Genomic DNA, 23,047 nt, shown 5'->3' on the forward strand with positions numbered 1-23,047 from the left:
CTAGCGCGGCGCCATGCGGATCGCGCCGTCGAGGCGGATGGTCTCGGCGTTGAGCATCTGGTTCTCGACGATGTGGCAGGCGAGTGCGCCGTATTCGGCCGGTTCGCCAAGGCGCGAGGGGAAGGGCACCTGCTGCCCGAGCGAGCGCTGCGCATCCTCCGGCAGGCCGGCGAGCATCGGCGTCTTGAAGATGCCTGGCGCGATCGTACAGACGCGGATGCCGGCGCGCGACAGGTCGCGCGCGATCGGCAGCGTCATTCCCACCACGCCGCCCTTCGAGGCCGAGTAGGCGGCCTGGCCGATCTGGCCGTCGAAGGCCGCGACCGAAGCCGTGTTGACGATGACGCCGCGCTCGCCGCCTTCCAGCGGCTCCGACTTCTCGCAGAGCGAGGCGAACAGCCGGATCATGTTGAAGGTGCCGGCGAGGTTGACGTTGATGACCTTCAGGAAGGCATCGAGCGGATGCGCGCCTTCTTTGCCGGTCGTCTTCATCGCGATGGCGATGCCGGCGCAGTTTACCAGGATGCGCGGGGTGCCGAGTTTATCGACCACCGCCTTGAACGCGGCCTCACCGCTCTCCGCGCTCGACACGTCGCATTTGACCGCGATGCCGCCGATGTCGGCGGCGACCTTCTCCGCGCGCTCCATGCCGACGTCGAAGACCGCGACCTTCGCGCCGCGCGCGGCGAGCGCGCGCGCCGTCGCTTCGCCGAGACCCGATCCGCCGCCGGTTACGATGGCGACCTGACCCGATGCGTCCATGAGATATCCTCCCGAAATGTTATGAAGCAAAACAATCTTGCCTCATGGTAGCGGGAGGAGAGGCGGAAAGGCAAGACTGCCGGCCCGTCCTGGCCGTGCGACATGGATGCATCGGCCCGGCGACATTCCGCGCATGCGCTCGTTGCGGCGCCGGATGTTTTCCACCGTCGTCAGGAACGGGACGGAGAGCGCGACCGGGAGGCCGACGCGCGTCCGGATCGCCGGGCTCTAGCGGTCCAGCACGCTTCTGATCTCGACCAGATTGGACCGCACCCGCAGCACGTAGAAGCCCATGGTGGCGAGGTGCGTGGGCATGATCCAGCCGGCTTCGTCGCCGTTGGAGATGATGAAGGGCGTGATCTTGAGCGCCGAGACGATCTGGTTCTCGGTCGTCTCCCACAGCGTCGCGAGCCCGCGGCTGGTGATGACGTCGGTAAAGTCGTGCCGGGCGCCCTTGAGGACGCCGTAATATCCGTAGAGTTGCCCATACGCGAACCAGAACCGGTCGTCCGCGCGCACGTCGAACCAGCCCGCGTTGTAAAGCTCGGAGCGCTCACGAAGGATAGCCGAGGTCGAGCCGATGTCGCTGGCTATCCGGTCGAGGAACTGGACGAGATTGTCGGCGCGGGCGTCGAAGACGGCATTGCAGGCCTCGAGCCGCGCGTTGAACGCATGCAGGTGTTCGATGGCCGACCGGTAGAAGGCCGGGGTCGGCGTCTTGAAGCCGAAGGGATCGGTGCCGAAGTACCAGGTGTACTCGTCGAACTGCATGGCGCCGCGGGCGTCCTGGAGGCTCTGGTCGATCTGGCTGGTTCCGCGCACGCGGCCGAGCGTGTCGACGAGTTCCACCGTGGTCCGGCGGATGGCCTGGTTCACGCCGCGCTGGAACGATGCCTTGTTGTCGAGAAAGGGCGTGCTGTCCCAGTCGATCCCGAACAGCCCGACCTTGTAGAGGATCATCGACGAGATCCAGGCGTTCTGGTTGACGTTGAATTCGATCAGGTCGGCGGCGACTTCGGTAATCGCCGAACGCGTGCAGGTGCGGATTTCCCCTTCCGCGCCACGCGCGGCCGCACCGCCGGTCGCGTCGCCATTCGCGGGGGGAACGCTTTCGCCGGGGTTGGTGGCGGGAGCGGATACGAACTCGTACTTGGCGGCATATTCCGGGTCGAACCCCGACCAGACCTGCGTATTCCAGATGAAATAGCCATAGAGGCCGATCAGCACGAGCAGCATGATGCCGATCGGGCCCTTGATCAGCCAGCCGCGGCGCGCATACCAGCGGCTCGCCGCCATGAACGGCCACAGGAGGATGCCGACGACCCAGCCGATGCCGCGACCGATGGCCTGGAAGACCCGGCTGAAGAAGTTGACGATAGGATCGAGCATATTAACCCCCTGAAGCATGTCTCCGAAACCGGCACCGGTCTCGGGCCGGAGACATGCACAAAAAACAACAAACTAAAGCGCAGCGAGCGAATCCGAAAGATCGCGGCGCGCTTTAGTCGGCCAGCCCGTAGAGCCGCGCCCGGAACCCAGCCTTGTCGCTGAGATAGTTGGTCTTCAGCATGTCCACAACATGACCGCGCCAGGACTCGTCGAAGCTCTCGTAGTCCTTATAGAAGGTCTGCTTGTTGAAGACGTAGCGCGACATGAAGTCGTCGGGCACGAAATCGGCGATCAGCATGTTGGTCAGCCAGGCGTCCGGATGCTCGGGCTTGGCACGCACCAGCAGGAACCTTCGCGCCGGATCGACCTCGTTGAGATCGATGCGCCCGGTCTGGGCCGCCTCCCGCTTTGCCGCGTTCAGGAAGGGGAAGGTGCCGTCGCGATTGACCTCGTCGGCATGGTTGTGGATCCAGGTCTGCAACCAGACCTTGTCGATGCGCGCGGGATCGGCGGTCGGCTCGATCCGCCGGATGAGGCCCCGCATCGTCATCTGCGCCCGATGTTCGAGGTAGCCGGACCGGTCGAGCCAGGATTCGCGCGGCAGGTCGAGGCGGCCGGTCGACAGCAGGAAGTCGAAGACGCGTTTGGCGTCCCGGATCGACAGGTAGCTGACCTGCCACGGGCGCGACCGGCGGAAGCCTGGCGCCGACGGATCCGAGATGACGGTCGTCATGTCGGGATCGACAAAGACGTAGAGCCCGCCGAAATGGCTGGTCCAGAAGGCGTTGTGGCGGAAGATCACCTGGTCCGGCACCAGCGCGTTCTCGCGGATGTCGCCGCAGACCTTGGCGAGTTCGACCATGCGCGACAGCATGGCGTCGTCGCGCCAGGCCTCCGGCTCCTGCTTCAGCCGGTCGGCGAGTCGCCCGAGTTCGGCCGCCTTGCCGAGCACGTCCTCGGCCGACAACACGCGGAACTCGACCTGGTTGATGGAGAGCAGGTCCTCGATGTCCTCGACCTTGGCGACCGAGTCCTCGATCTCGCCGTAGATCACGTCCTTGATGGTGAGAGCGTCGATCGCGCGGCGGTTGCGCGACAGGAATTCGTACATCAGCTGCGAGGTGTTGGAGAACGCGGTATGGACCACGGGCAGCTCGATCTGCGCGGGCGTGAGGATGATGAACCGCCGGTTCACCTGATTGGGATCGAGATAATGATAGTCGCCGAGTTCGTCCGCCACCTGCGGGGAAAAGCCGGTGCGGTCGATCTCGAAACTCTTGAGCAGCGTCGGCTTCACCCCGAACGCGGCAAGCGCCTTGTTGTAGCGCTCAATGAGATGCGCGCCCTCGACGGCGAGCAGCCGCCCGTAGATCAGCTCGTTGTCGCGCAGGAGGTTCATCGTCCCTTCTCGCCGTCTACGGGGGTCCGAAGGACGGGCGGGACACGTGGCTCGCCCGGGTGCCCGAAGGGCGGATGAGGGGCGCGGAAGGACATGATCATCGCTCCACCTGCCGCGCAGCGGGCAGAAATTTCACCTCGCTCGACAGCATGCGCTCGGCGAGGCGCCCCTCGACGGCCGCCACGACCATGTCGAGAACCACCCCCCGGTCCCGCAGCACGTCGGCGTGCCAGACCCTGAGCACGGACCATCCATTCGCATTCATCGTTTCGTCCCGAAATCGGTCGCGTGATTGGTGAGCATGCTGGCTGCCGTCGACCTCCAGAACGAGATTGACCTGCCGGCAGGCGAAGTCCGCGTAATACGGCCCGATCGGCAATTGCCTGACGAACTTGTGGCCATTCAGTCGCCGCCCGCGCAGTTCCTGCCAGAGAATTTCCTCCGCTTCGTTCTCGACCTGCCGCAGCGCCCGTGCCCGCTTCGTTCGTCTCGCATTCTCTCCACGCATCGAACTGCCCCTCATCCGCCCCTTCGGGGCACCTTCTCCCCGCGAGCGGGGAGAAGGGGGTGCCACACCACTGCCTTCACCAAACCTCTGCAAACCTTACCGGATCTCCTGGATCCGGCCGCGCCACCCCCCTTCTCCCCGTTCACGGGGAGAAGGTGCCCGAAGGGCGGATGAGGGGCGGCGCTGACGCCTCGGGATTTCCTGGTCGGCGGTAGCAGATGTGCGACCGGCTTTCCGTACCGCGTAATCGTGATCTCCTCGCCCTTCTCGACGAGTTCGATAAGCGCGCTCAGCGAATTCTGCGCTTCCAATGTGCCTACTTCACGCATGTCATCGCCTTCCAGCCAGCCACGCAAGAGCTTGATGGTTTTCTATCCGGCAGCAACCTCGAGATCTGCGGGCGCCGTTCATTTCGGACCCAAGACCATGTCGGCAATGGTGGCGGGGATGCCAAACAGGATCATCCAGGCGAAAAGCGGACCGATCAGGCGGAATGCCTCAGCGTTCAGACCCAAGAACCGATCGTCACCTGTACTATTCCAGTGTTCGCGCCAACGCCTGCGCATCGAGTACAAGATCGCGATCATCCCGGCCAGAAACACCCAAATGAGATTGAGCCGGATGTGCTCATTCCAGATCTCCGCAGCCGTCTCCATCAGGCGTTCCAAGCCCCCTTCGCCTTCATCGCCTCCATCTCCCGCACCGCGCGCTCCCTGAGCCTCGCATCGCGGATCATCTTCGACACCGCCGCGTCGTCGGAGCGGTCCGAATAGCGGAATTCGGAGTCGGCGTAGCGGTTGACCTCCTGCATCACCATGGCCATCGAGAAGGGCTTGCGCAGGTCCTCGATCATCGCCTTCTTCTCGTCGTAGGGCCTGTGCATGAAGGCCTCGGGCGTCTCGAACCAGGCGTCGGGCAGGTCGATGTCCATCGCCCGCATCTTGATCGCGTCGGTGACGTTCTTGATGGCGCGACCGGTGAAGCGCGGTTCGGCTTCCTTGATCATGTGCAGATAGGTGCCGACGTCGGCCATCGTCTGCGGTTCGCCGTACCGGTCGAGATAGCGCTGGTAGACTTTGAGCAATCCCTCTTCCTGCGGCTTCGAATGCTCCTCGTAGGCGGTGCTGACGGCCTTCTGGATCACCTGCGCTTCGAAGAGATCGTGCTCGCCGAGCGGGATCTTGTGGTTCTTGCCGGCGAGCAGCACGAAGATGTCGATGTAGTCGTCGCGGGTCTGGGGGCCGTCGACCAGCCAGCGTGCGCCGGCGCGCTGGCGCAGCGCGTCGTCGACGTTTTCGGGATAGTTGGAGAACATGCCGAAGGAGCAGTTCCCGCGCACCACGGTCGAGGCCCCCTGGAAACTTTCCATCAGGACGCCGGTGATCTCCTGCTGACCGGCCGAGGCGCGGTCGTCGGAGCGTTTTGCCGCCACCTGGTCGATGTCGTCCACGGTGCCGAAGCCGATGGCGCGCGGGTTGATGACGTTGTTGACGAACTGCTTGCAGTTCTGGCCCGACTTGCCTTGGTAGGACGAGATCTGGTCGACGCCGAAATTCTCGTAGTGGAACGGGTAGCCGGCGACCTGGCAGTAGTCGTTGATCAGCCCCGCCGTCATCTGGATCAGCATGGTCTTGCCGGTCCCCGGCGCGCCGTCGCCGATGAAGGTGAAGAGGAAACCGCCGAGTTCCACGAAGGGGTTCATCTGCCGGTCGAAATCATAGGCCATCAGCATCTTGGCGAGCCGCATGGCCTGATACTTGGCGATGTGGTTGCCGACGATCTCGTTGGGCTTCTTGAACGACATCGACAGCGGCTTGCGCTTCTGGCCCGGCGCGACGTCGAAGCCGTCGAGCGTGAAGTCGTCCGAATCCAGCCGGATGTGCGCGTCCTCGAAGGCGCCCAATCCGTCGAAGCGTCCCTTGCGCGACAGCAGCCCCTCGATCGCGACCCGCGCGAAGGCGCGTGCGCGGGGGGCGAGCTCGGTGTCGTCCTTGGCGCCCGCGATCGCCCGGTCGAGTCCGGCGACCATCGATTTCAGCGCGTCCTGCGCCGTGTCGAACAGGAAGTCCGGTTCTTCCGTGTCGTTGACTGGCTCGCCTTCGCCGTCCACAAGCTGCAAGAGGTACGATCCGAAGGCGAAGGCGGCGACGTAGGCCGCGGCCGACAGGAGCTTCTTGTAGCGCGCAGCCTCTTCACCCTGCAGCGGCGACTGCATGTTCTTCGATTGCAGGCTCTCGAGGTCGCTGCCCTGCGCGAAGACGTCGCCGATCGCGAGTGACACCTCCAGCCCGCGCCGTGCCCGAAACAGCAGCGTGTGCTGCGGGATAGACATCAGCTGGTCGCCGGGGCGGACCGAGGCGACCGTCTTCGCAAGCTCCACTTCCTTGGTGCGCCGCACCGAACCGGTGGAGACGGTGGAGACGAAGCGCCGGCCGGTGCCGGCAAGCGCCGTCTGCGAACCACCGCCGTCGCCTTCAAGCACGATGATGCGCGTGATCATCGACTGCGCGGTGGCGCGGTGCTTCTCGATGTCCTTCTCGGAAAGGGTGGTCAGGCCGGCGTCCATCTGAAGCCTCGTGTGTTGTGATACTTCATCGGCGCGCGCTCTTGCAGGCTCATGAAGCGAAGCTCACATGTCATTGATCACGCTTCCGCCCGACAGGACGTGGACCTTGTATCCGGCGAAGATCTTCTGCGCCTCTCCGGCAGCATAGAGCGCCTGATAGGCCTCGTGCGGGATCAGCGCGTGCTTCTCGTAGGCGCTGACGCCCTGCCGCGCCGCTTCGAGATCGTCCGTCTCGATGTGGAACTCCTCGCGCGCCGGCTCGCTCGACCACAGCCCGTGCCGGCCGGGCCTCTCGGATTTCGAATAGACTTCCTGGATCGTCCAGGTGAGCAGCCAGGCGTTCTGCGGCCGGTGGACCTTGTCGAGGATGGCTTCGACGGTGGAATTGTTCTCGGTGATCCCGGCCGAATAGAACGGCCCGAGCACCACGCGGCGCAGCTGCTTGGGGTGAAGCTCGGGAAAATCCTTGTCGAGGTTGCCGGCGATGGTGGCCGGCGACAGGCCGTAGGCGGAGTTCTTCTCGGCGAAGTCGTCGAAGCGGTGGGCGAGGCCGGGATTGAGCAGGCCCTCGACCGGCAAGGGTATCGGCACGTTCTCGGCGAGCTTGCCGTCGCGCGTGACCAGCATGTCGACGAGGTCGGGCGAGGAGTCCTCCACCAGCGCCATGTAGACGAGCGGCAGGTTGGCGGACCCGTCGAAGGCGCCCCAGTGCACGAGGTAGTAGGGCCGGCGGGTGTTCGGATTGACCGATACCTTGACGGTCTTGGGCAGCACGAACGGCGCGAAGACGAGACCGGTGCCGACGTCCTGGAGGTAGAGGCGTTCCGCCATCGTGCGCTGCAGCGCCTTGGGGAAATCCTTGTGGCGCAGGATGAAATCGACCATCTCGGCGCGCAGTTCCTCGGGCGGCGGAATGGCGGCCAGTCGCTGTTCGGCCGTCCGCCGGTCGTGCTCCAGCTCGAGCACGTTCTGGAAGACCGGAAAGCCGCTTTCGGCGCGCGAGATGCGGAAGCTTTCGACGAAGCCCAGCCGGTTGTTCCAGCAGGCGAAGGAGTTCTCCAGCCGCACGATGTACTCGCCGACGACCTGCGCCACCAGGCCATGGTTTTGGAGACGCGACCGGTCGTCGCGCAGGAAGACGTCCAGTCCCGCTAGCGCGGCCGAGATCGCGTCGAAATAGCGGGCAGCTGCGGTGTCGGGCGGCTTCATGACGGCGCGGCCTCGGGTGGTACCGGTGGCATGGAGAAACGCGGGTCCGCCGTCTTCAGGCACTCGGCCTCACGTAGTCGGCCGCGTTGTGCTTCTTCATGACCTCGTCGAAGCGCCGCGCGAAGGCCTCGTCCGCGAGTTTCTTGCGCCGCTGGATGTCGGCGGTCGCCACCATGTTCTTCTCGTGCATTTCGAGAAGGTCGCCGATGTGGCGCTGCGCGGCGGCGCCGATGCCCGCCATGGTCTGCTCGGCGGTGTTGTCGACCTGGCTGCCGAGCGTGTTGATCTTGTGCGCGACGTCCTGCTGTGCCGCCGTCTTCAAGCTGTCCTCCAGTGCCTTGTAGAGGACGATGCGCTGCTCGGTGTCGATGGTCAGCTTGTTGATCAGCGTGTTCTGCGCGGCGATCTGGTTGTTGAGCGAATCCACGAAGGTCTGGAACATGGAGGTGTAGCGCTCCAGCGTCTGGCTTTCGGCCAGAAGTTCCTGCTCCTTGGCCTGCCTCTCGTTGTATTCGGTCGCGAGCTTGGAGCGTTCGCCTTCGAGTTCGGTGCGCTGGGTCTGGTCGGTCGACGCGGCGATGCGGTTTTCCACGTCGAGCAGCATCGGGTTCAGTTCCTCGATGCGCTTCTGCGTGTCGGTTAGGGCTTCGATCGTCGCCTTGCGGCGCTCGATCACCTGGCTGAGGCTCGCCTCCGAGGTCGCGTAGCGCTGGTCGAGCACCTGCTTCTGCGCCTTGAGGATGCCGACGATCGTATCGGACTTCGCCAGCAGTTCCTGGAGGTTTCCGGCAAGCGACATGTTGCGGACGCGCTCGGTGCGCATGCGCTGCTGGCGCTGTTTGGAGAAGATGCCCACGAAGCTTTCCCAGCCCGTGTAGTTCTTCATGCTCTCGAATTCGGTGCCGAAGACGTTGGTGGCATCCTCAAGGCCGATGATCAGGTCGGCGATGTTGGCTTCCATCGTCTTCTGCTGCTTGAGTACGTCCTGGATGCGGGCGTTCTCGATATCGAACTCGGCGTCGCCGATCTTCTGGTCGGTCTGCGCGAACTTGTCGAGCACGATGCCCGACTGTTCGATCTTTGACCGCATCTCCTCGACGACGCGTTTCGTCTTGGCAATCTCGGCGTCGAAATTCTGCAGCGTCGCCATTCACACCCCCAAGGCTTCACGTCGCGTCAGGCGACGCGGCGAATATAGGAGGGGAATGTTTCGAATGAAAGTCTGCGGCGCGTGCCTTGCGCAACGTCGACCGGATGGGGGTGGCCATCCCCCACGATTATTCGGCGGCGGGCGCGATCGGTCTTGCCGGGCATTCGATGCTGAGTGGAACCATCGCCGCCGTCTGCGGATCACAAGCGGCCTCCGCCAGACTGGCCGCGCATTTCGGGCTGAGTTTCGCGAAGTTCGCGGCCATGCACGCCAGCACCCGTCCCTCTCCGGGTGCTGTGCCCAGGCAGTGGCGCAGATAGTCGCCCTGGCAGGCCTGGCGCTGCTCGGCCGAGATGTCGGGCTGCGACGCACCGGCCGCCCATCCGGGCACGAGGAGCGCTGCGATCAAGGCGGCGCGCCTCACGACACGGCTCCGGCAGCCGCGCGGCGCGAAGCACGGGGACCGTTGCCCACGCGCTCGCCGAGACGGTCGAGCCCTTGCCCCGCACGTGCCCGTGCGTAGACCTGCTCATAGTCTTCGAAGCGGGTGGAGAACCAGCTGTCGAGCACGGTCGTGAAGAGGCCGTAATGGCCCCGGAACCGGGCATGGTGCATGGCATGGTAGCTCGGAGTGATGAAGACGCGGCCGATCCGCGACGTGGCGACGCGTTCGGGAATGAACTCCACGTTCGAATGTCCAAGCACGTTGAGGACGTAGTTCGACAGCCCGGCGGCGATCAGCCCGGTCATGCTCAAGGGAAAGACGTGAGATACCGCTCCTGCGAAGCCGAGGATGCCTCCGATCAGGATGGCACGCTCGAGGATAGAGAACGACAGCGACGTCAGAGGGTCCGTCACCTTCGCGGTATGGTGCTGGCGATGGATCCAGAACAGTGCCTTGTGATGCATTGCACGGTGCGTGACGTAGAACCAGACTTCCGTAGTCAGGAAGACGAGCAGGAATGTGCCGGCGAATGTCGTCAGGCCCGGTTCGGGCGCGTACCCGATCAAGTCGAAATGCCTGACGGTCGATAACAGCAGCGCATCGAAGGCGATCACCGTCACCGCGGACCGCAATTCGCTGCCGATCTGCCCTTCGCCGTAGGCGACGCGATAGACCCGCCGCCGCTGTGCGAAGCTCGAAGCGTTGTACCACGCGAAGGCCGCGCCCACGACGATCAGGCTGCGGATCGTCATGGATGCCAGGACGATCGCAAAGGTGATCGCCCAGCCCGTGCTCATCTGTTCCATGCTGATGCTCCCGGATGATGGATTGCGGCGAACCGCGCTCCCTGTATCATGTGAGCATTGCTCGCATTTGCATACTCGCATCGCCGTGGCGCCGCGACGAACGGAGGCAAGATGGTCAAGCATCTGATATCGAAGCGAAAGGAGCCCGCCCAGGACCGCGCGCGGCAAACGGTTGAGTCGATCCTGGACGCCACGGCTCAGCTTCTGGACGGGGACGAGAGCGTATCCACCAACCGCATCGCCGAGCGCGCGGGCGTGTCGATAGGATCACTCTACCAGTATTTCCCGAACGCAACCGCCATCTTCGCCGCCATCGCGGAACGGGAGCGCGCGAGGGTGAGCGATGCGATCAAATCCGCCTTGGCGACGCTCGACCCGTCGGAACCTGAACCCGCGATCCGCGCCGCGATCCGGGCTCTGCTCGATGCGTTCGGCAAGCGGCAGCGCGTACGCCGCAAGATACTCCTCGCATTGATGCCGGTCGTCGGTCGCGAAACGCAGGAGCGGTTCTTCGAGGCAGCGATCGACGAGATCGCGGAAGCGGCGCGCAGCTCGAAAGACGGCCCGTTCAGGCCGCTGAGCCGGATGGCGACCCTTGTGCTCGGCAGCGCTGTCATGGGCGCCGTCCGGATGGCCGTCATGTCCGGGTCGACCGATCTGACGGATCCCGAATTCGAGGACGAACTGGTCCTTCTCGCCATGGGCTTCCTCGCCGCCCGTCGCGTCCCACCTGTTTTCGATACGTGAGTGCCGCAGGTCGGCCGGCTACCGTCCCGCGAAGCGCTTGGATGAACCGCGCAAACCGACCGCCGTCGGCCCGAGGCTCATTCCGGCTTCGGGTCGGCCTTCAGGTAGGCGATGATGTCGGCGAGTTCCTGGTCCTTCTTGAGGCCCGCGAACGCCATCTTCCCGCCGGGGACTTTATCCCGTGGCGCCCGCAGGTACTCGGTCAGGCTGGCATCGTCCCACACGAGGCCCGCCGCGCCAGCTTCCTTCATGGCCTTCGAATACTTCGACGCGAAGCTTTCCAGCGTTCCGGCGGTCCGGCCATGGACGCCGGAGAGGTTCGGCCCGACCTTGTTCTTGTCCCCGACGGCGTCGTGGCAGGCCTTGCACTTGTTGAAGACCTTGAGCCCGGCGGCGGCATCGCCGTCGGCCATCGCCGGCACGGCAGCCGCCAGCACGATCGCGCCAGCCTGAAGTACAATCCCGATCCGCATCGTCTAATCCTCCATGAGCTTTGAAACTTACCCCTGAACGCGCCGCCGGGATAGCAGAACCGGCGATGCCCGGCGCGGGCGCGAATTGTCACAACCTCGGTGCTCATCTTCGGACGAAGCCGATCATGTCCTCGGCCGGCCAGCGGCCCATTTCCTCTTCCCAGTGGCGGCGGCACAGCGAGACATAGACGTCCTTGCCGATCGCGACCTGTTCGCCCTCCCGCGCCACCTTTCCATCGGCCCCGAGCCGCACGACCATCGTGGCCTTTCGTCCGCAGCGACAGATGGTGCGCACCTCGCGCAGCTCGTCGGCGAGTGCCAGAAGCGCGCGCGATCCGGGAAACAACTTGCCCTGGAAGTCGGTCCTCAACCCGTAGCACATGACCGGGATCCCGAGCCGGTCGGCCACTCTGGCAAGCTGCCAGACCTGATCCTCCTCCAGGAACTGCGCCTCGTCGACGAACACGCAGTGGATCGTCTCATGCTCGTGATGCTCGGCGATCCGCGCATAGAGGTCGTCGCCGCTGCGGAACATGTGCGCGTCCGACTCTAGGCCGATGCGCGAGGAGATGTAGCCCGCGTCCTCCTTCCGGTAGTGGCCGGCGACGAACATCATCGTCTCCATGCCGCTTTCCCGATAGTTGTAGGACGCCTGCAGCAGCATCGTCGACTTGCCGGCATTCATGGTGGCGTAGTGGAAGTAAAGCTTGGCCATGTGCAGCCTTAAAGCGCAGTTTGGCGCCGCATGGGAGTCGGCAGGCCGTTCCCGCACCGCAAAAAGCAAGTCTCGTCCCCGGTGAAACAAGTCTCGTCCACGGTGAAAAGCGCGGTCTGGTCGCCGGTGCGACGCGAAACGCCCCCTACGGGCACGCAAGTACCTTGAAACGGCACCGAAATGGTGTTTGGCTCATGCGATTGCAGGAGAGGCGGAACAGCCGCACGGTGCTGCAGCCGCGAAGACAACGGGAGAATCCAGAATGAACCAGTTGAAGGCTTGCGCCATCGCGTTCGGGCTCGCGACGACGTTGACGTCGGGTGCGCTCGCCGCCGATCCCGAAAGCTGCCAGGAGATCGTATTTTCCGACGTCGGATGGACCGACATCACCGCCACCACCGCAACCGCATCGGTGATCCTCGACGCGCTCGGTTACGAACCGTCGGTCGAGATCCTGTCGGTGCCGGTCACCTATACATCGCTCAAGAGCGGCGACGTCGACGTCTTCCTGGGTAACTGGATGCCCACGATGGAAGCCGACATCGCGCCCTACCGCGATGACGGTACCGTCAAGACGCTGGTGACCAATCTGGAAGGCGCCAAGTATACGCTGGCAGTGCCGAAATACACCTTCGACGCCGGCCTCCAGAGCTTCCAGGACATCGCCAAGTTCCAGACGGAACTCGACGGAAAGATCTACGGGATCGAGGCCGGCAACGACGGCAACCGCCTGATCCTCGACATGATTTCGGGCGACCAGTACGGGCTCGGCGGCTTCGAACTCGTCGAAAGTTCGGAAGCGGGAATGCTCTCGGCCGTCAGCAAGGCCGTCGGAGCCAAGGAGCCGATCGTCTTCCTGGGCTGGGAACCGCACCCGATGAACGCCAATTTCGAGATGGCATATCTCTCGGGCGGCGACGACGTCTTCGGCCCGAACTACGGCGGCGCCACCGTGCACACCAACGTGCGCGCCGACCTTCCTGAGGAATGTCCGAACCTGGCGAAACTCCTGACCAACCTCGTCTTCTCGCTTCAGATGGAAAACGAGATCATGGGAGCGATCCTCGACGACGGCAAGGATCCCCAGGCGGCGGCGACGGAATGGCTGAAGGCCAATCCCGGCACCATCGAGCCGTGGCTTGCAGGCGTCACCACGCTGGATGGCGGCGAAGCCATGCCGGCGGTGAAATCGGCGCTGGGAATGTGATCGTCCGATCGTCCGGGCAGACGGTTTTCGGCGGCCGGACCACCGTCCGGCCGCCGTTTCGTTGGGGAATGAACAGCGCCTGAGGGGTGGCCTGCGATGGATCCGGTATCGGAGTGGATTGCCGATCGCGACAACAAGATTCCGGTCGGAAACTGGGGCCGCCAGTTCTTCGACTTCCTTACCGCCAACTTCGAGTGGTTCTTCGACAGCATTGCCGACGGTCTGACGGCCGTCCTCGACGGCGTCGCCGATCTGCTGCTGCTGTTGCCGCCGGTCCTCGTCGTGGCACTGATCGCCGCATTCGCCTGGTGGCTGAAGAAGTCATGGAAGCTGGCGCTGGGCGTGGCGCTCGGGCTTCTCTTCATCATCAACCAGGATCTATGGAAGGAGACGATCGAGACGCTCGTGCTGGTGGTCGCGGCGGCGACCTGCTCCATGGCGATCGGCGTGCCGATCGGCATCTATGCCGCCCACAACGAACGCGTCTACAAGGTCATGCTGCCGATCCTCGACCTGATGCAGACGCTGCCGACCTTCGTCTACCTGATTCCGATCCTGATCCTGTTCGGCCTCGGCGTCGCTCCTGGCCTGATCGTCACCGTTATCTTCGCCATGCCGGCGCCGATACGGCTGACCTATCTCGGCATCACCTCGGTGCCGAAGCCGATGATCGAAGCCGGCCAGAGTTTTGGCGCGACGCGGAGCCAGCTGCTCTGGAAGGTCGAGCTCCCCGCCGCCCTGCCGACCATCATGGCAGGTCTGACCCAGTGCATCATGCTGTCGCTCTCGATGGTGGTCATCGCCGCGCTGATCGGCGCCAATGGGCTCGGCAAGCCGGTGGTCCGTGCGCTCAACACCGTCAACATCCCGCTAGGGCTCGAGGCCGGACTGGCGATCGTGATCCTGGCCATCATTCTCGACCGTGTCGCCCGCATCGGGCAGGGGAAGGCGAAATGAGCACCGCCGTCGAGTTCCGCAACGTCGACATCATCTTCGGCGAGGACACCAGCCAGGCGCTCGCCATGCTGGACGCCGGCGCCACGAGGCAGGAGATCCTCGAAAAGACCGGCGCCGTTCTGGGCTGCGCGGGCTGCAACCTGACGGTCGAGGAGGGTGAGATTTCCGTCCTGATGGGCCTGTCCGGTTCCGGCAAGTCGACGCTGCTGCGCGCCGTCAACGGCCTAAACCCGGTGACGCGCGGCGAGGTCATCGTCCATGACGGCGACTGGTCGGCCGACGTCGTCACCTGCGGGACGGACAATCTGCGCAAGATTCGGCGCGAATGCGTGGCCATGGTCTTCCAGCAGTTCGCGCTGCTGCCCTGGCGCAGCGTCGCCGAGAACGTCGGCTTCGGCCTCGAACTGGCCGGTGTCCCCGCCGCAGAGCGCAAGGAGCGCGTACGCAAGCAGCTCGAGCTCGTCGGCCTGTCGCAGTGGGCGGACAAGCATGCCCACGAGCTGTCCGGCGGCATGCAGCAGCGGGTGGGCCTGGCGCGCGCCTTCGCCACCGAGGCGCCGATCCTCTTGATGGACGAGCCGTTTTCCGCGCTCGATCCGCTGATCCGCACCAAGCTGCAGGACGAACTGCTGCAGCTCCAGGCCGATCTGAGGAAGACGATCATCTTCGTCAGCCACGACCTCGAGGAGGCGCTGAAGATCGGCAACCGCATCACCATCATGGAGAGCGGCCGCATCGTCCAGTCCGGCACCCCGGAAGACATCGTGCTGAAGCCGGCCAACGACTACGTGCGCGACTTCATCGCCAACGTGAACCCGCTGTCGGTGCTGACGGCGTGGAACGTCATGCGCGACCGCCGCGACCTGGAACAGGCGGGCGAGGGCTGGGTCTGGCTCGACCGCCGCCAGACGACGCGCTTCCGCCTCGACGAGAACTTCATGGTGATCGCCGCGGAGCACAATGGCGAGCCGGCCGCCTGGACGTCCTGCGACGATCTCGAAGCGGTGCCGCGCGACCGTCCGCCTGTCTTCTGGGCCAAGCCCGGCACCTCGCTGAAGACGGTCATGCACGCCATGCACCAGTCCCAGACCGCGCCGGTGGCGCTGTTCGACGAGCAGACCCGCTTCATAGGCTCGATCGGCGTGCGCGACGTGCTGCGGGCGGTGCTGCGCCGCTGACGGCTCCGGAGGGGCGGACAGCCCCTGTCGCAATCGGTGCATTCCGCGGCTGTTTTGGGACGGCGGCGGCTTTGCCAGTCGGGCTTGTATGCCGGCCGTGCGAAGGACGGTCGATCCTTCGCGCCGAAGATTGCGAAATTCGCCGGGGGAGCCGACATGGCCGAGTACAAGTCCGACATCGAGATCGCGCGCGCCGCGAAGAAGAAGCCGATCATGGAGGTCGGCAGCAAGCTCGGCATTCCGGCCGAGCATCTCCTGCCCTATGGCCACGACAAGGCGAAGATCTCGGCCGATTTCATCGCCTCTAAGCGCGGCGGCAAGGACGGCAAGCTGATCCTGGTGACCGCCATCAACCCGACGCCGGCCGGCGAGGGCAAGACCACGACGACGGTGGGCTTGGGCGACGGCTTGAACCGCATCGGCAAGAAGGCCATCACCTGCATCCGCGAGGCCTCGCTCGGACCGAACTTCGGCGTCAAGGGCGGGGCTGCCGGCGGCGGCTATGCGCAGGTGGTGCCGATGGAGGACATGAACCTCCACTTCACCGGCGATTTTCACGCCATCACGACGGCGCACAATCTTCTGTCGGCGCTGATCGACAATCACATCTACTGGGGCAACGAGCTCGGCATCGACACCCGCCGCGTTGTGTGGCGCCGCGTCATGGATATGAACGACCGTGCGTTGCGCGGGATCGTCTGCTCGCTCGGCGGCGTCGCCAACGGCTATCCGCGCGAGTCGGGCTTCGACATCACCGTCGCATCGGAAGTGATGGCGATCCTTTGCCTGGCCACCGACCTGAAGGACCTGCAGAAGCGAATCGGCGACATCATCGTGGCCTATCGCCGCGACAAGACCCCGGTCTACGCCCGCGACCTGAAGGCCGATGGCGCGATGGCGGTGGTCTTGAAGGACGCCATGCAGCCGAACCTCGTCCAGACACTGGAGAACAATCCCGCCTTCGTGCACGGTGGCCCCTTCGCCAACATCGCGCATGGCTGCAACTCGGTCGTCGCAACCACCACGGCGCTGAAACTCGCCGACTACGTCGTTACCGAGGCCGGCTTCGGCGCGGATCTCGGCGCGGAAAAATTCTTCGACATCAAGTGCCGCAAGGCGGGCCTGAAGCCGGCTGCGGCCGTCATCGTCGCCACCGTGCGCGCAATGAAGATGAACGGTGGCGTCAAGAAGGAAGACCTCGGCAAGGAGAACGTCGAGGCAGTCAGGAAGGGCTGCGCCAATCTCGGCCGTCACATCGAGAACGTGAAGCAGTTCGGCGTGCCGGTGGTCGTGGCGATGAACCACTTCGTCTCCGACACCGACGCCGAGATCGCGGCGATGAAGGACTACGTCGCCGGCCAGGGCTCGGAAGCGATTCTCTGCAAGCACTGGGCGCACGGATCGGCCGGCATTGAGGAACTGGCGCACAAGGTGGTGCAGCTCGCCGAGAGCGGTTCCTCGCAGTTCTCGCCGCTCTATCCCGACGAGATGCCGCTGTTCGAGAAGATCAACACGGTCGTCAAGCGCATCTACCGCGGCTCGGAGGCGATCGCCGACAAGTCGGTGCGCGACCAGCTGCACCAGTGGGAGCAGGCGGGCTACGGCAATCTGCCGGTGTGCATGGCCAAGACGCAGTACTCGTTCTCGACCGATCCCAACCTGCGCGGCGCGCCGACCGGCCACGTCGTGCCGGTGCGCGAGGTCAGGCTCTCGGCGGGCGCCGGCTTCGTCGTGGCGATCTGCGGCGAGATCATGACCATGCCCGGCCTGCCCAAGGCGCCCTCCTCGGAAAGGATCTTCCTCAACGAGATGGGCCAGATCGAGGGGCTGTTCTAGGGCCTCCCCGCTCAGCCCGAGCCGCCGGAACCTCCGGCGGCGGCTTCGCGGCTTCCCGCGGCTCCGGCTTCCCGCTCGGCCCGCGACGCGCCGAACCGGCGCACCGTCGTGTTGGCGAAGGCGACGAACTCGTCCAGCACGGTGAAGAACACGTCGATGGAGAAGCCGAAAAGGAAGGCGAAGGAGAACAGGCCGAAGCCGATCCCCGCCACGTCCGTCTCGAACCGCGCGTCGGGCGCCAGGAACCATGCCAGGATCATCCCGGCCAGTGCGCCCAGCGCCACCCTGTGCAGCAGGGCGATAAATTGCGGGTTGGGGCTGAGCGGATCGAGAATGCGCCGCATCTGGAACATCAGCGCCCCCAGCGCGCCGTAGAGCGCCGGCAGGATCCACAGGGCGTAGGGCGATATGGACTGGCTGATCTGCTCGATGCTTCGGGTGAGCGCCGAATGAATGGTTTTCGGATCGACGGTGATCGATCCATTGCAGAACAGGACCATGGATGCGTCTTTGTAGTCGCCGAGGATGTCCTTGGCGGTGCTCGACGTGGTGTCGTTCACGGTCAGCACCTGCCCCGGTGCCGAGCATTCCACGTTGTTGAGATAAGGCAGATTGTCGTAGCTCTGGTCGCCATAGCCACATCCAGCCGAGGCAAACTTGTCCTGTAGCGTGCCGGTTGCCATCAGCCGGGTGTAGATGCAGTAGGCGCGATGCATTCCGATCAGCGGGAAAGTCGCTCTGAACGCTAGATCCGAGACGCGAAGCGACGTCTCCGCGATCGTCGTGTTGAGCTTCCTCAGGTCGTAGTCGAGGCTGTAGATCGATTCCCGTGCGACCGAGCTGTCGTTGATGTTGCGCACGACGCTGGGGTCGTGCGTGGCAGACCAGATCTGCCGCACGAGGCGGCCGAAGCGCTGCTCGGTATCCTGCTGCTGCAGGCTGATGACTTCCGAGAGCAGGGTCACGCCGCGGTTGTAGATGTAGGTCAACTGTGCGGTGGCGGCCATCAGCGTGATCGACAGCGCGACCAGAAGGGCTGACATCCATGCGGACTTGCGTGTGCTCCGCCGCGGCGACCAGTCTCCGTGCAAAGCGGCGAAGGTGGTAAACGGGATCAGCTTCGCTGCATCGTTCAGGTGCTTCTGGAGCCGGACGATTGCCGGGTCGCTGATGGTCCGGATTTCCAGCTTCTCCGCCTCGGCGACGGCGGAGAAGAACTCGTCGTTCTTGAAGACCCCAGAGAGCCTGCCGTAGTCGGCGAGCAGCCGCGCATCCTTGATGATGTCTTCGACGAAGGGATCGCTGTCGGACATGGCCGCGTCCTCACCCGAGAACGCCCTGCACCGGGCCGGCTGGTCCGTTGCAGAAACACCGCAAGCCCGGAGGGCCGGGCGGCTGAGCCCAGCACCAGAACTGCTGCGTAAAGCAGATGGTGCCCGGCACGTGCGGCGGCACCTGGGCCAAGGCGCGCGTCGGCAGGAGCGCGATGGAGAAAGCGGCGAGAATCAAGGCGATGCGGCTTGGGGAAAGCATGACGTTCCTCCGCAAAGTACCGGATCGCACTCGACACCAAGTCAGCCGGATGGACTATGAAGTGCATCACAGTCGGTCGGCTCCTTTGCGTCGGTCCTGAACGTTCTCCTTTGCTTGCCTGTTGCCTGCGCCGCGCTCAGCCCGCAGGCTTCTGTCCCTGGTCTTCTTCTTCCTCGCGTACGATTTCGATCTTCACCCGTGTCACCATCGCGGCGATGACGCCGAGGATCGCGAGCCAGGGTGCCGCGAGCGCTACCGCGCCGCCGGCCAAAACGCCGATCGTCAGCGGCGTCTCGAGATAGATGTCGCCGTCCTCGGCCTTGAGCCGAAGCTGGCGTACGTTGCCCTCCGCGAGGATCGCCTTCACCCGTTCGACCAGTTCGTTGCCGGCGATTTCGATCTCCTCGGTGAATGTCCGCTTCTGCTGGTCCAATCGCTCGTCCATGACTTTCATCCTTCCTGTCCTAGGTGAAATGCCGGTATGCATGATCTATGTGGATGCAAGGATAGAGGAGCCGCGGGGCTTGGCATTGATTTCGCGCAAGCGTGAGGGGACGGCGGCGGGCCGGCCGCGCTCGGAGGCACGGGTTTGATCCGTCCGACCGTCACCATGCTGGTGCGCGGCATGCGGGAATACCGGGCAGCGGTGTTGCCCGTGACCATGCTCGCCATCCTGGCCTTCGGTGTCTTCTCCTTCTTCTCGATCGCCGACGAAGTCGCCGAGGGCGAGATCCGCGAAATCGACGAGGCGCTCTTCCTGATCTTCCGCCACGCCACCAACACCGCCGATCCTCTTGGCCCTCCCTGGCTGGAGGAGGCGGCCGCGGAGATCACCGCGCTCGGCGGCTATCCCGTCATCATCCTCGCGGTTCTGGTCGTGACGGGCCTGCTCCTGATCACGCGGCGCTATGGTCCGGCGCTCTACACCGTCGTCTCGGTAGGGTCGGGTGCCGCCGTGTCCCAGGTGCTCAAGAGCTATTTCGAGCGCCCGCGTCCGGACATCGTCGATCATCTCGACGTCGTCCACACGGCGAGCTTTCCGAGCGGCCACGCGATGGTCGGCACCGTGGCCTACCTGACGCTAGCCGCGCTGGTGACGCGCTTCTTCGACAACTGGTATGTGCGGGCCTATGTGATCGCGGTCGCGTTCGCGATGTCCGTGCTCATCGGCTTGACGCGCATATATCTCGGAGTGCACTGGCCGAGCGATGTCGCCGCTGGCTGGGCCCTCGGCACGGCATGGGCAAGCCTTGCCTGGCTTCTCGTGTCTGCACTGCAATATCGCCGGTACCGCAAGGCCATGCGCCACGGCGCGGACGGGACGAAGGCAGCGGCGGGAGCGGTTTCCCGTGAATGACCTCTCCGGCCTCCCGCCGCCGCCGCGGCGATCGGGGCAAGATGTGACGGAGGCATGATGACGTCCCGATGGAAATGGCTGCTCGGACTGCTGACGCGGCGCCTCTGGTTCCGCGCCACGCTGATTTCCCTGCTTGCCGTGGCTTCCGCGCTGATCTCGATCGTCGTCGCCCCGTTCCTGCCGGAGGGATTGTCCGCCAAGATCGGCGCGGACGCAGTCGACAGCATTCTCACGATCATCGCTTCCAGCATGCTGGCGGTGACGACGTTCTCCCTGAGCACGACAGTGGCCGCATACAGCGCCGCCACCTCGCACGTCACGCCGCGGGCGACCAAGCTTTTGATCGAGGACGCGACGACGCAGAACGTGCTGGCGACCTTCGTCGGGTCCTTCCTGTTCAGCCTCGTGGCGATCATCACGCTCTCCATGGGTGCCTATGGTGAGCGGGGCAGGGTTGTCCTGTTCGTGGTCACCATCGCGGTCGTCCTCCTGATCGTGGTCACGCTGCTGCGTTGGATCGACTACCTGCTGCGCCTGGGACGGGTGGGCGAGACGACCGAGCAGGTGGAGAAGGCGGCCGAGCGCGCCTTCGCCTCGCGACTGGAGAATCCCTATCTGGGGGGAACGCCCCTCATGCAGCACAATTCGATCCCCGTCGGGGCGGTGCCCGTGCTGCCGGTCAATGTGGGATATGTCCAGAATGTCGATGTCGCCGCCATTTCGGCGATTGCGGAGCGATGCGAGGGCGAAGTCTTCCTGACCGCCATTCCCGGCACCCTGGTCGATTTCAACCGCCCGCTGGCATGGTGCGCATGTTTCGGGGAGGAGGTGCCGATCGAGGATCTGCAACAGGCCTTCACCGTTGCGAACGAGCGCACCTATGATCAGGACCCGCGCTTCGGGTTGAGCGTGCTTGCGGAGATCGCGTCGCGTGCCCTTTCCCCGGCGATGAACGATCCCGGCACGGCGATCGACGTGATCGGACGCTCTGTCAGGCTTCTGTCGACATGGGCTGCCGATCGCGACACGGCCGAGATACGCCATCCCCGGGTGAAGGTTCCGGAAATCAGCCCGGGCGAACTGCTCGACGACATCTATCATCCCATCGCCCGCGACGGCGCGACCATGGCGGAGGTGCACGTGCGCCTTCAGAAGGCCCTGCTCTCGCTCGCCAGAATGGGCGAGCCGCGATTCAGGACGGAAGCCGTCAGGCACTCCAGGCTGGCGATGAAGAGAGCGGAACTCGCCATGACTTTCCAGCCGGACGTGGATCGCGTGCGGCAGGCGGCGCAACCCTTCGAGACCCTGTGACGGCCGGACGGCCGGAGCCGGGATCGCGCAGAAAATGCTTGCCAGGCGGGACTTCGCGGGCTCCTCTGGTGTCGTAGGCGAAAACGCGGTCCGGCACAAAGAGGGATCGTCGAGTGCAGGATCTTTCTCTTCGGGAAGTGAACGACTGGGTCACGCAGGCCGGCCTGAACGGAACGAGCGAACCTGAGCTCCTTGCCGGGTTCTGCCAGCGTCTCGGCGCCGCCGGCGTGCCCGTCGCGCGGGCGAACGTCGCGATGGAAACGCTTCACCCTGTGCACGAGGGCCGGCTGTTCTTCTGGGATCCCGAGGCACCGGCGGGCGGCGAGGTGATCGAGGTCAGCCACGTCGAAGACAGGGGAGCGCTTCACGGGCAATGGCTGCGCAGCCCGTTCCATCATTTGCACGTGTCCGGCGAGAGGATGCTGCGCAGGCGCCTTTCCCCTGCCGGTCCCGAAGATTTCGACGTGCTGGCCGATCTGCGCGGGGAAGGGTATACCGACTATCTGGTCCAGTTGCAGCGGTTCGCGCCGGCCGGTGCCATCGGCGAAATGGACTGCGTCAACGCGTCCTGGGCGACGCGAAGCCCCACCGGCTTTTCCGACCGCGACATCGAAGCGCTGACCGCGCTTTTTCCCGGCTTCGCGCTCGCGTTGAAGTCCGTCTCGCTCCAGCGGATCGCGGCGACGCTGCTCGAAACCTATCTCGGCCGCGACGCGGGCCGGCGCGTGCTTCAGGGGCGCATCGAGCGCGGCGAGACCGAGCACGTGCGGGCGGTCATCTGGTTCAGCGATCTGCGCAGTTTCACGCGCCTCACCGATACGGCGCCGCCGGATCACATCATCCCCTTCCTCAACGGCTATGCCGAGGCGGTCATCTCCTCGATCCACGAGGCGGGCGGCGATGTATTGAAGCTCATCGGCGACGGAACCCTGGCGATCTTCGATGCCCGGGACGAGGCCGCCGCCTGCCGCCGCGCGCTCGACGCCGTCTCGCGCGCGCGCCGACGCGTGGCGGAACTTAATCGAACCAGGCGATCCGATGGGCTCTTCGCCACCGAAGCCTATGTCGGATTGCATCTCGGCGAAGTCTTCTACGGCAACATCGGCAGCACCGACCGTCTCGACTTCACCGTGATTGGACCGGCCGTCAACATGGCCAGCCGGATATCGGCGATGTGCCGTTCGGCCGAACGGGACGTGCTCATCTCCGCCGATTTCGTCCGGCATCTCGCCGACCTGCCACCGGAGGTGGTTTCGGTCGGCCGCTATGCCTTGCGTGGCTTCGACAGGCCGCAGGAACTTTTCACGATCGTTCCGGAGGAGCCGATTGAATCGAATTCGTCGCTTCCGTCCGCTCTTCCCGCCTGACGCTGCGCACGAAGCGGCTTGCCGAACCGCACGTTCGCCGCTATGGAATCTGGCATGACGAAAATGTCGATCGCACAGGCTTGGTGGTGGGGCTGCTGACAGCGGCCTGATCGCGCGTGCGTTCAATTCAGA

At 64.7% G+C, this 23,047-nt stretch carries 24 protein-coding genes; 8 read left to right on the forward strand and 16 right to left on the reverse strand.

Features of this window, described 5'->3' with window-relative positions; genetic code table 11:
- From ABGN05_RS20495 to ABGN05_RS20545, 11 genes are all read right to left on the reverse strand, one after another.
- A complete protein-coding gene (locus ABGN05_RS20495) occupies positions 1-762 on the reverse strand; it encodes a 3-hydroxyacyl-CoA dehydrogenase (protein ID WP_367955915.1) in 762 nt (253 codons plus the stop codon).
- 228 nt (positions 763-990) lie between these two features.
- On the reverse strand, positions 991-2,151 hold the full coding sequence (locus ABGN05_RS20500; RefSeq protein ID WP_367955916.1) for a DUF2333 family protein: 1,161 nt from the start codon (positions 2,149-2,151) through the stop codon (positions 991-993).
- A 112-nt stretch (positions 2,152-2,263) separates the two neighbouring features.
- The gene (locus tag ABGN05_RS20505; RefSeq protein WP_367955917.1) at positions 2,264-3,550 is read right to left on the reverse strand and encodes a DUF6638 family protein; all 1,287 of its coding nucleotides are present in this window, start codon (positions 3,548-3,550) and stop codon (positions 2,264-2,266) included.
- A 97-nt stretch (positions 3,551-3,647) separates the two neighbouring features.
- Positions 3,648-4,058, reverse strand: coding sequence for an endonuclease domain-containing protein (locus ABGN05_RS20510; protein ID WP_367956445.1), 411 nt, complete (start codon positions 4,056-4,058; stop codon positions 3,648-3,650).
- Between the two features lie 11 nt (positions 4,059-4,069).
- On the reverse strand, positions 4,070-4,387 hold the full coding sequence (locus tag ABGN05_RS20515; protein WP_367955918.1) for a type II toxin-antitoxin system Phd/YefM family antitoxin: 318 nt from the start codon (positions 4,385-4,387) through the stop codon (positions 4,070-4,072).
- Positions 4,388-4,465: 78 nt separating this feature from the next.
- Positions 4,466-4,726 carry a hypothetical protein gene (locus ABGN05_RS20520; protein ID WP_367955919.1) on the reverse strand — a complete coding sequence of 87 codons (261 nt, stop codon included), beginning with the start codon at positions 4,724-4,726 and terminating at the stop codon, positions 4,466-4,468.
- Positions 4,714-6,624 carry an AAA family ATPase gene (locus ABGN05_RS20525; protein WP_367955920.1) on the reverse strand — a complete coding sequence of 637 codons (1,911 nt, stop codon included), beginning with the start codon at positions 6,622-6,624 and terminating at the stop codon, positions 4,714-4,716. Before ABGN05_RS20525 ends, ABGN05_RS20520 begins: the two co-directional genes overlap by 13 nt.
- Before the next feature lie 63 nt (positions 6,625-6,687).
- Positions 6,688-7,833, reverse strand: coding sequence for a hypothetical protein (locus tag ABGN05_RS20530; RefSeq protein ID WP_367955921.1), 1,146 nt, complete (start codon positions 7,831-7,833; stop codon positions 6,688-6,690).
- Between the two features lie 55 nt (positions 7,834-7,888).
- A complete protein-coding gene (locus ABGN05_RS20535) occupies positions 7,889-8,983 on the reverse strand; it encodes a coiled-coil domain-containing protein (RefSeq protein ID WP_367955922.1) in 1,095 nt (364 codons plus the stop codon).
- Between the two features lie 127 nt (positions 8,984-9,110).
- Complete coding sequence (locus tag ABGN05_RS20540) at positions 9,111-9,392, reverse strand: hypothetical protein (protein WP_367955923.1); 282 nt, start codon at positions 9,390-9,392, stop codon at positions 9,111-9,113.
- Between the two features lie 11 nt (positions 9,393-9,403).
- Complete coding sequence (locus ABGN05_RS20545; protein ID WP_367955924.1) at positions 9,404-10,234, reverse strand: sterol desaturase family protein; 831 nt, start codon at positions 10,232-10,234, stop codon at positions 9,404-9,406.
- Between the two features lie 111 nt (positions 10,235-10,345).
- Between ABGN05_RS20545 and ABGN05_RS20550 the strand changes: the two genes are divergently transcribed.
- On the forward strand, positions 10,346-10,981 hold the full coding sequence (locus ABGN05_RS20550; protein ID WP_367955925.1) for a TetR/AcrR family transcriptional regulator: 636 nt from the start codon (positions 10,346-10,348) through the stop codon (positions 10,979-10,981).
- Positions 10,982-11,058: 77 nt separating this feature from the next.
- On the opposite strand, the gene ABGN05_RS20555 is transcribed toward ABGN05_RS20550, so the two are convergent.
- Positions 11,059-11,454: a c-type cytochrome gene (locus ABGN05_RS20555; RefSeq protein WP_373695963.1), complete on the reverse strand. Its 396-nt coding sequence runs from the start codon at positions 11,452-11,454 to the stop codon at positions 11,059-11,061.
- Positions 11,455-11,557: 103 nt separating this feature from the next.
- A complete protein-coding gene (locus tag ABGN05_RS20560; protein ID WP_367955926.1) occupies positions 11,558-12,169 on the reverse strand; it encodes a thymidine kinase in 612 nt (203 codons plus the stop codon).
- Between the two features lie 262 nt (positions 12,170-12,431).
- Here ABGN05_RS20560 and ABGN05_RS20565 point away from each other — a divergent pair, with 262 nt between their 5' ends.
- From ABGN05_RS20565 to ABGN05_RS20580, 4 genes are all read left to right on the forward strand, one after another.
- Entirely contained in the window at positions 12,432-13,376 is a 945-nt protein-coding gene (locus ABGN05_RS20565; protein WP_367955927.1) for a choline ABC transporter substrate-binding protein, read from the forward strand.
- 96 nt (positions 13,377-13,472) lie between these two features.
- Positions 13,473-14,333, forward strand: a complete 861-nt coding sequence (gene choW, locus ABGN05_RS20570) for a choline ABC transporter permease subunit (RefSeq protein WP_367955928.1) — start codon at positions 13,473-13,475, stop codon at positions 14,331-14,333.
- Positions 14,330-15,511 carry a choline ABC transporter ATP-binding protein gene (gene choV / locus ABGN05_RS20575; RefSeq protein WP_367955929.1) on the forward strand — a complete coding sequence of 394 codons (1,182 nt, stop codon included), beginning with the start codon at positions 14,330-14,332 and terminating at the stop codon, positions 15,509-15,511. Before choW ends, choV begins: the two co-directional genes overlap by 4 nt.
- A 156-nt stretch (positions 15,512-15,667) precedes the next feature.
- Positions 15,668-17,347, forward strand: a complete 1,680-nt coding sequence (locus ABGN05_RS20580; protein WP_367955930.1) for a formate--tetrahydrofolate ligase — start codon at positions 15,668-15,670, stop codon at positions 17,345-17,347.
- Between the two features lie 11 nt (positions 17,348-17,358).
- On the opposite strand, the gene ABGN05_RS20585 is transcribed toward ABGN05_RS20580, so the two are convergent.
- The 3 genes from ABGN05_RS20585 to ABGN05_RS20595 form a co-directional block, all read right to left on the reverse strand.
- Positions 17,359-18,660 carry a hypothetical protein gene (locus ABGN05_RS20585; protein ID WP_367955931.1) on the reverse strand — a complete coding sequence of 434 codons (1,302 nt, stop codon included), beginning with the start codon at positions 18,658-18,660 and terminating at the stop codon, positions 17,359-17,361.
- A 10-nt stretch (positions 18,661-18,670) separates the two neighbouring features.
- Positions 18,671-18,880: a hypothetical protein gene (locus ABGN05_RS20590; protein WP_367955932.1), complete on the reverse strand. Its 210-nt coding sequence runs from the start codon at positions 18,878-18,880 to the stop codon at positions 18,671-18,673.
- A gap of 136 nt (positions 18,881-19,016) precedes the next feature.
- A complete protein-coding gene (locus ABGN05_RS20595; protein ID WP_367955933.1) occupies positions 19,017-19,325 on the reverse strand; it encodes a DUF4342 domain-containing protein in 309 nt (102 codons plus the stop codon).
- A 144-nt stretch (positions 19,326-19,469) separates the two neighbouring features.
- Between ABGN05_RS20595 and ABGN05_RS20600 the strand changes: the two genes are divergently transcribed.
- The 3 genes from ABGN05_RS20600 (at position 19,470) to ABGN05_RS20610 (ending at position 22,915) form a co-directional block, all read left to right on the forward strand.
- The gene (locus ABGN05_RS20600; protein WP_367955934.1) at positions 19,470-20,237 is read left to right on the forward strand and encodes a phosphatase PAP2 family protein; all 768 of its coding nucleotides are present in this window, start codon (positions 19,470-19,472) and stop codon (positions 20,235-20,237) included.
- Between the two features lie 54 nt (positions 20,238-20,291).
- Entirely contained in the window at positions 20,292-21,548 is a 1,257-nt protein-coding gene (locus ABGN05_RS20605) for a DUF2254 domain-containing protein (RefSeq protein ID WP_367955935.1), read from the forward strand.
- Between the two features lie 113 nt (positions 21,549-21,661).
- Entirely contained in the window at positions 21,662-22,915 is a 1,254-nt protein-coding gene (locus ABGN05_RS20610; RefSeq protein ID WP_367955936.1) for an adenylate/guanylate cyclase domain-containing protein, read from the forward strand.
- Positions 22,916-23,047 lie beyond the last annotated feature (132 nt).

Origin of the sequence: Aquibium pacificum, assembly GCF_040839445.1 — a bacterium.
GTDB lineage: Bacteria > Pseudomonadota > Alphaproteobacteria > Rhizobiales > Rhizobiaceae > Aquibium > Aquibium pacificus.

Coding starts and splice junctions, on each gene's coding strand:
- ABGN05_RS20495 (WP_367955915.1), bottom strand. CDS start 762: ATGGACGCATCGGGTCAGGTCGCCATCGTAACCGGCGGCGGATCGGGT.
- ABGN05_RS20500 (WP_367955916.1), bottom strand. CDS start 2,151: ATGCTCGATCCTATCGTCAACTTCTTCAGCCGGGTCTTCCAGGCCATC.
- ABGN05_RS20505 (WP_367955917.1), bottom strand. CDS start 3,550: ATGAACCTCCTGCGCGACAACGAGCTGATCTACGGGCGGCTGCTCGCC.
- ABGN05_RS20510 (WP_367956445.1), bottom strand. CDS start 4,058: ATGCGTGGAGAGAATGCGAGACGAACGAAGCGGGCACGGGCGCTGCGG.
- ABGN05_RS20515 (WP_367955918.1), bottom strand. CDS start 4,387: ATGCGTGAAGTAGGCACATTGGAAGCGCAGAATTCGCTGAGCGCGCTT.
- ABGN05_RS20525 (WP_367955920.1), bottom strand. CDS start 6,624: ATGGACGCCGGCCTGACCACCCTTTCCGAGAAGGACATCGAGAAGCAC.
- ABGN05_RS20530 (WP_367955921.1), bottom strand. CDS start 7,833: ATGAAGCCGCCCGACACCGCAGCTGCCCGCTATTTCGACGCGATCTCG.
- ABGN05_RS20535 (WP_367955922.1), bottom strand. CDS start 8,983: ATGGCGACGCTGCAGAATTTCGACGCCGAGATTGCCAAGACGAAACGC.
- ABGN05_RS20545 (WP_367955924.1), bottom strand. CDS start 10,234: ATGGAACAGATGAGCACGGGCTGGGCGATCACCTTTGCGATCGTCCTG.
- ABGN05_RS20550 (WP_367955925.1), top strand. CDS start 10,346: ATGGTCAAGCATCTGATATCGAAGCGAAAGGAGCCCGCCCAGGACCGC.
- ABGN05_RS20555 (WP_373695963.1), bottom strand. CDS start 11,454: ATGCGGATCGGGATTGTACTTCAGGCTGGCGCGATCGTGCTGGCGGCT.
- ABGN05_RS20560 (WP_367955926.1), bottom strand. CDS start 12,169: ATGGCCAAGCTTTACTTCCACTACGCCACCATGAATGCCGGCAAGTCG.
- ABGN05_RS20565 (WP_367955927.1), top strand. CDS start 12,432: ATGAACCAGTTGAAGGCTTGCGCCATCGCGTTCGGGCTCGCGACGACG.
- choW (WP_367955928.1), top strand. CDS start 13,473: ATGGATCCGGTATCGGAGTGGATTGCCGATCGCGACAACAAGATTCCG.
- choV (WP_367955929.1), top strand. CDS start 14,330: ATGAGCACCGCCGTCGAGTTCCGCAACGTCGACATCATCTTCGGCGAG.
- ABGN05_RS20580 (WP_367955930.1), top strand. CDS start 15,668: ATGGCCGAGTACAAGTCCGACATCGAGATCGCGCGCGCCGCGAAGAAG.
- ABGN05_RS20585 (WP_367955931.1), bottom strand. CDS start 18,660: ATGTCCGACAGCGATCCCTTCGTCGAAGACATCATCAAGGATGCGCGG.
- ABGN05_RS20590 (WP_367955932.1), bottom strand. CDS start 18,880: ATGCTTTCCCCAAGCCGCATCGCCTTGATTCTCGCCGCTTTCTCCATC.
- ABGN05_RS20595 (WP_367955933.1), bottom strand. CDS start 19,325: ATGGACGAGCGATTGGACCAGCAGAAGCGGACATTCACCGAGGAGATC.
- ABGN05_RS20605 (WP_367955935.1), top strand. CDS start 20,292: ATGATGACGTCCCGATGGAAATGGCTGCTCGGACTGCTGACGCGGCGC.